This window comes from Paraburkholderia sp. CNPSo 3281 (assembly GCF_024206515.1).
In the GTDB taxonomy this organism is placed as follows: domain Bacteria; phylum Pseudomonadota; class Gammaproteobacteria; order Burkholderiales; family Burkholderiaceae; genus Paraburkholderia; species Paraburkholderia nodosa.
Genome location: NZ_JAMBPS010000114.1, coordinates 1 through 6,731, shown reverse-complemented (window position 1 = coordinate 6,731; position 6,731 = coordinate 1). Strand labels below are relative to the sequence as shown.

Annotated in this window: 4 protein-coding genes; 3 read left to right on the top strand and 1 reads right to left on the bottom strand. The window is 61.8% G+C overall.

Annotation, left to right across the window (positions count from 1 at the left end):
• The first annotated feature begins 145 nt into the window (after nt 1–145).
• On the top strand, nt 146–940 hold the full coding sequence (locus tag M3I56_RS40085) for a hypothetical protein (protein ID WP_254358566.1): 795 nt from the start codon (nt 146–148) through the stop codon (nt 938–940).
• Between the two features lie 292 nt (nt 941–1,232).
• On the opposite strand, the gene M3I56_RS40080 is transcribed toward M3I56_RS40085, so the two are convergent.
• The gene (locus M3I56_RS40080) at nt 1,233–1,568 is read right to left on the bottom strand and encodes a helix-turn-helix domain-containing protein (RefSeq protein WP_165187421.1); all 336 of its coding nucleotides are present in this window, start codon (nt 1,566–1,568) and stop codon (nt 1,233–1,235) included.
• Nucleotides 1,569–1,703: 135 nt separating this feature from the next.
• On the opposite strand from M3I56_RS40080, the gene M3I56_RS40075 reads away from it, so the two are divergent.
• Both M3I56_RS40075 and xerC read left to right on the top strand, forming a co-directional pair.
• Nucleotides 1,704–4,739 (top strand): CHC2 zinc finger domain-containing protein, encoded by a 3,036-nt coding sequence (locus M3I56_RS40075; protein WP_254358565.1) that lies wholly within the window; start codon nt 1,704–1,706, stop codon nt 4,737–4,739.
• On the top strand, nt 4,724–5,827 hold the full coding sequence (gene xerC, locus M3I56_RS40070; RefSeq protein ID WP_254358564.1) for a site-specific tyrosine recombinase XerC: 1,104 nt from the start codon (nt 4,724–4,726) through the stop codon (nt 5,825–5,827). Before M3I56_RS40075 ends, xerC begins: the two co-directional genes overlap by 16 nt.
• Nucleotides 5,828–6,731: the final 904 nt, after the last annotated feature.

Sequence of the window (6,731 nt, the reverse complement as noted above, 5' to 3'; positions counted from 1 at the left end):
TTCCGCCGGGTTTGCCGTCGCGCTGCGCGCGCCGTCAAACCCGGCGGGATGAGGTTACTTCGTGCTGCAATGTAATTGAGATGGGCCAGAAACGTTCTCTGGCAAACTCGCGTCTCAAGGCCAGAAACTGCATCGGGGCAAAAAATTGCGCACGGAAACCTGCATCAGGGCAAAGCGGTCTGCGAGGGCTTGCGGCGTCTGGGAAAAACCGGATTCGACAACGGCGGACGTGTCGGGGTGTGCTGTTCTTTACAACAGGCAGCTACATCAGGACGGTAGGGCGCAGGAAAAGACGCTCGCAAAGAAGCTAGCTGACGAGAGCGGCGGCAAGTACACCGAGCAGGACGTGGAAAACCAGATGGCGACGATGGACCTGACGGTGAATGGCCAGACTGAGTCGGGAGGTGTTCGGGTAGCCACCGGCGCACAGCCGCAGGATGGAACCGACTGGCAGTCCTATGGCGTGAACCAGACTGGCCAGCAGGTGTGGGCGCAGAGCCTCGGGCCGGGAGATCCTGACTTGCAGGCGTATATCGTGAAGGGATCGCAAGGCAGCGGCCTGACATATCAGGTGACGACGACCGGCTCGAACCCTGGATTGATTCGCGCGCCGGACATGGTGAACTTCCAGGTGGACTACTTCGTAGGCAGCGTGTGGGGGACATTCACACGGGATGGGAATGCATTCTTTGGTGGAGGGCTGAACCTGAATGTTCCCAATCCGGTCAATGCAGGAGTTGGAGTTTCTGCCGTATGGCTAAACTCTCCAACTGTGAGGCCCGGGCAGGCAAATAACTTTGCAGGTGGTTACGCTGGAGGTTTGACGGGAGCATACGACTTTGTCGGTGGTGGTTTGATGTATTCGCCTGGCAACGGAACTGCCACTGCAATAGGCGTCGGCGCTGGGGTGAATCTCGGCAAAACCACTAACACGCGCTGACCGGGCGGGAAGCCGGCCTGTTCAAGCCACATGCCGGCGATGCGTAGCCACGGAAAAAACCTGGGTGTCCGCCAGGGTCGGCCGGGTTTGGGTGAGGCGCGCCAGCGCATGATCTCCTGGACGGTGGCGTGTCGCTCGGGATGAGCGTGCAATGCATTAAGATTGGCATCAGCCATGGTCAACTCCTGCTGTGAGTTGGTGGTGGTCAGCGGGCGGTGAGTGTTGACGCACTCATCGCCCGCGCTTCGTTTACATCTGCTCTCCTGCTGTTCCGTGGTGGTAGCGGCCTTCTTTAGCCGCTGATGATCTGCTTGGCACGGTACTTGAGGATCATTCCATCGAGCAGCGCCTTGATGATGTTGCGGTCTTCGTCGGGCATCTGGCTGACTGCCTCGAACTGCAAGCGCAGGTCATCGGACGGGCCGCGCTCGTTCTCATCAAACACCAGTTCATCAAGACTGACATTGAGCGTCTGTGCCAGGCGCGTCAGGGCTTCTAAGGTCGGTTGAGCCGACCCTGCTTCATATCGACGAACCTGATTGACGTGCAGCGTCGCGGCCTCGGCCAGCTCCTGCTGGGTAAGGCCGCGTGATTTGCGCACCTGAATCAGGCGTGCGGGGAAGTTCATGGGCAGGAACCAAAGCGTTGCAGATGCCATGACTGTATTCCCCGGTCCCTCAATCTGTTGCAGACAACAACATTATAAGGTATTAAAATAAAACCTCAAAAGAGTATTGACAGGTTTTAGCCAGAAGGACGATTCATGCCGCGCATCCCGGAAACCGAGCTGGACAGACTGAAGCGTGAAGTGTCGCTGGTGCGGCTGATCGAGTCGCAGGGTCATGAGCTGAAAAAGCGCGGGCGGGACTGGGTAATGCGCTGCGTGTTCCATGAGGAGGACACGCCGAGCCTGTCGGTGTCGGAGGCGAAGAACGTGTACCACTGCTTCGGCTGCAACGCGTCGGGCACGGTGCTGGACTGGGTGATGAAAACCCAGGGTGTGAGCTTGCCGCATGCGGTGCAGTTACTGCGCAACGATGCGCCGCTCGCGGATGCGGAAAAAACGGGCGTGAACCGTTCGCAGGTGCGGCACCTGCCCTCTTTAGCTGCAGGTTCTGATGAAGCGGCGTTACTGCGCGAGGTGGCCGACACGTATCACGCCACCCTGAAACAGAGCCCGGAGGCGCAGGCGTATCTCACGCAACGCGGGCTGGTGCATGGCGAGGTGATCGACACGTTCCGGCTGGGCTATGCGAACAAGAGCCTCACGTACCGCCTGCCACCGGGGTATTCGAAGGAAGGTCGCGAGGTCCGCGAGCGGCTGCAACGGGTGGGCGTGTATCGCGAATCGGGCCATGAACACCTGAACGGGTGTCTGGTGGTGCCGGTGCTGGAGCTGGACACGGGGGCAGTGCGGCAGATGTACGGACGACGCATTGCGCCGGGTCACAGGATACCGGCGGGCCAGCCGAAGCATCTGTACCTGTCGCTGCCGCTCGCGGGGGTGTGGAACGAAGCGGCGCTGGTGGCAAGCCGCGAGGTGATCGTGTGCGAGGCGCTCATTGATGCACTGACGTTCTGGTGCGCAGGGTATCGCAACGTGATCGCGGCGTTCGGCGTGAACGGGTTCACGCAAAGCCATTGGGATGCATTGAAGCGCCACGGCACTGACCGGGTATGGATCGCATACGACCGTGATGACGCGGGCAACGCCGCGGCGGAAAAGCTCGCGACAGAACTGCACGAGGCCGGTATCGAGACGTGGCGCGTGCTGTTCCCGAAGGGGATGGACGCGAATGATTACGCGAGAAAGGTTACGCCAGCGGAGAAGAGCCTGGGCGTACTGCTGCAACAGGCCGAGTGGATCGGCAAGGGCAAACGGCCAGCCGTGACGGCGCAGGCTGAACCGGTGCAGGTTGATGAAGTGAAGGACGTTCAACCGGCCTCCTCTTTAGCTGCTACTGCTGTGCCAGGCGAAGCGGTTGCCCAAGCCGTAGCGCAAGCGACTAAAGAAGAGGCTCAACCCGCCGTGTCATGGGTGAACGAGCTCGATGTGAAGCAGACAGCGAGCGGCGAACTGCTGTTCACGTTCGGCGAGCGCGTGTGGCGTATCCGCGGCTGGCAAAAGAACCTCGGGCCGGAGCAGATGCGGGTGAATGCGCAGGTTCGGCGCGGCGACAGTTACCACGTCGACACGCTGGACGTGTACAGCGCAAAGGCGCGTGCGGTGTATCTGAAAACGGCGGCGGTCGAACTCGGTTCGCAGGAGGACACGCTCAAGCGCGATCTCGGGCGCGTGCTGCTGAAGCTGGAGACGTTGCAGGATGAGGCGATTCGCGCGACGCTTGCGCCGAAGGAAAAAGGCGTGACGCTGGACGCGGTGGAACACGCGGCAGCGCTGGACTGGCTGAAGGCGCCGGACCTGATTGCACGGCTTGAAGCGGATATGGCGCGTTGCGGTGTGGTGGGTGAAAGTACGAACCTGCTGGCCGGGTATCTGTCGGCGGTGTCGCGCAAGCTCGATGCGCCGCTGGCCGTGCTGATCCAGAGCTCGAGCGCGGCAGGCAAGAGTTCACTGATGGAAGCAGTACTTGACCTGATGCCGGACGAGGAGCGCATCCAGTACAGCGCGATGACCGGGCAGAGTCTGTTCTACCTGGGCGAGACGGACCTGCAGCATAAGATCCTGGCGATTGCCGAAGAGGAAGGCGTGCGGCAGGCGGCGTATGCACTGAAGCTGCTGCAAAGCGATGGCGAACTGACGATTGCGAGCACGGGCAAGGACGAGGCAACGGGCAATCTGGTGACGAAGCAGTATCGGGTAAAAGGTCCGGTGATGCTGATGCTGACGACGACCGCGATCGACGTCGACGAGGAACTGCTGAACCGGTGCCTGGTGCTGACGATCAACGAAAGCCGCGAGCAGACGCGCGAGATCCACGCACGGCAGCGTGCGAAACAGACGCTCGAAGGTCTGCTGGCCGAGACGGACAGACAGCACATCGTTGAACTGCACCGCAACGCGCAGCGGCTGCTCAAGCCGGTTCACGTGGTGAATCCGTATGCAGAGCAGTTGACGTTCATGGACGACAAGACGCGCATGCGGCGCGATCACATGAAGTACCTGACGCTGATCCGCTCGATTGCGTTGCTGCATCAGTACCAGCGGCCACACAGGATGGTCACGCATCGCGGCGAGGCGCTGACGTACATCGAAGTCACGAAGGACGATATCCGCCTGGCGAACCGGATCGCGCATGAGGTGCTGGGACGCACGCTCGATGAGTTGCCGCCGCAGACGCGGCGGCTGCTGACGATGGTCCAGGCGTGGGTCAGCGAACGATGCGCGGCCACAGCACAGAAGCCGGGCGAATTCCGTTTTACGCGGCGCGACGTGCGCGAGGCAACGAGCTGGGGCGATACGCAACTGAAGGTTCATCTGGCGCGGCTGGTGGAGCTTGAATACGTGCTCGCGCATCGTGGAATGCGTGGGCTCACGCATGAATACGAGTTGCGCTATGACGGCGCGGACGATGGACGGCCACACCTGATGGGGCTCATTGATGCCGAAGCGCTGGACAACGATGCCAACCGGTCGGGGCAAAACGAAGGGCGGTCGGGGTCTGGTCGGGTGGTAGTCGGTGCCCGGTCGGGGGTGGTCGATGAGGTTCAAAGCCAGACGGCACAAGGCGAAGGCCGCGACCCGTCCGGGGTGAACGGGAACGCGTATCTCTGCGAAAACAGGCGCGACCCTTCTTTAGCCCGCGTTGTTAAGGATTCCTCATGCGCAAACGGTTGACACCACGCGCACCCCTGCCGGTGATTGGTCCGGCTGATGATGCGCAAAGCCTGTATCACCAGATGCGGCCGTTCCTGGAATGGATGCGGGTGCGCAACTACAGCGAGCAGACAGTGGAGCATCGCGAGACGCATCTGCGCGGGTTCATCGCATGGTGTGACGAGCGCGGCGTGACGCGGCCGCAGGAAGTGACGCGCCCGATCCTGGAGCGCTATCAGCGGTATCTGTTCCTGTATCGCAAGGCGAACGGCGAGGCGCTGTCAGGGCGCAGCCAGCACATGCGGCTGGTGCCGGTGAAGCTGTGGTTCCGGTGGCTGGTGAAGCAGAACCGGATCCTGTCGAACCCGGCGGCGGACATCGACATGCCACGTGTGGAAAAGCGTTTGCCAAAACACATCCTGAGCGCCGATGAAGCGGAGCGGATCCTGAACGTGCCAGACGTGACGAGTGCGCAGGGCATCCGTGACCGGGCGATCCTGGAGACGTTCTACAGCACGGGCATCCGCAGGACCGAACTGACCCAACTGCATGTGCATGACGTAGACCCGGATCGAGGCACGGTGATGGTTCGCGAGGGCAAGGGCAAGCGTGACCGGTTGATTCCGATCGGCGATCGGGCGCTCGCGTGGATCGCAAAATACCTCAACGAAGTACGGCCACAGATCGCGGCGGCGTCCGATGACGGCACACTGTTCCTGACGGTGCTGGGTGATACGATCGATCCGCGCAGCCTGGGCCAGATGGTGAGCGAGTACATCAAGGCGTCGGGCGTGAACAAGAGCGGATCGTGTCACCTGTTCCGTCACACGATGGCCACGCTGATGCTGGAAAACGGAGCGGATGTGCGGTTCGTGCAGGTGATGCTCGGACACGCGCAACTGACGAGCACGCAGATTTATACACAGGTGGCAATCCGTGCGTTGAAGGAGATTCATACGGCGACGCATCCCGCGCGGCTGGAGCGAGGCGGGCAGCAGGACCAGATAGACGCAGTAAAACCGGTGCGGCTGCTGCAACGGGTATATGGCAAGGCGGCCATCGACGTGACGGCGGTGAGCGATGCGCGGAAGAATCCAGAAGAACGATAAAGGCATGTGCGGCCCTTGCGGGCCGAAGGTGTACGAGGGCCGGGGGTAAATGTTGTGCCGGCTTCGCCGGCCCAACATTGAACATAACGCCTGGAAATTAGCAACGGCCGGCGGGCCGTTGCCATCAGTTCGCCAGTCGCTGCTGCGGCAACGGCCCGCCGGCCGTTGCTAATTTGCGTTATGTCTGGCGCCCCCGGCCCGCCGGGTGCGCGAGGCGCACACCAGTCAGTCAGGGCCATAAACCGGCCAGAACCTGGCGCACGAAAAAGGCCTGGCATGGCTTGCGCAAGGTAAAAGCCGGGGGCCGCGCAGCGGCCAGTCAATGGCGTGAACCCCGCCCCCCCGGCTGTCTGCTGCGCTCGGGCTGCAGCCGCGGTGCGGCCTTCGCTCCGTGCTCGCAGCCTGCCTCCCCGTCCGCCCCCAAGGGGCTCCCCAATGCGCCGTTACTGCGTAACGGAAACAAACCCGATACAAAAGCGCGGCTTTGCATACGGTGCAAGCCGCCATGTCGTCTTGCACCGCATGTCCGAGCGTGTCAAACCGGTGGCCGTCAAGGCTACCCGCTGGCGCGCTGCGCGCGGCCTTGACGGGTTTGGCGCTGGAGTGGTTCGCGAAGGTTGGCGCGGTTCTGGAGCAGTGGAATACGACGGCCCTGTTCCGCCGGGTTTGCCGTCGCGCTGCGCGCGCCGTCAAACCCGGCGGGATGAGGTTACTTCGTGCTGCAATGTAATTGAGATGGGCCAGAAACGTTCTCTGGCAAACTCGCGTCTCAAGGCCAGAAACTGCATCGGGGCAAAAAATTGCGCACGGAAACCTGCATCAGGGCAAAGCGGTCTGCGAGGGCTTGCGGCGTCTGGGAAAAACCGGATTCGACAACGGCGGACGTGTCGGGGTGTGCTGTTCT

Coding starts and splice junctions, on each gene's coding strand:
- M3I56_RS40075 (WP_254358565.1), top strand. CDS start 1,704: ATGCCGCGCATCCCGGAAACCGAGCTGGACAGACTGAAGCGTGAAGTG.
- M3I56_RS40080 (WP_165187421.1), bottom strand. CDS start 1,568: ATGAACTTCCCCGCACGCCTGATTCAGGTGCGCAAATCACGCGGCCTT.
- xerC (WP_254358564.1), top strand. CDS start 4,724: ATGCGCAAACGGTTGACACCACGCGCACCCCTGCCGGTGATTGGTCCG.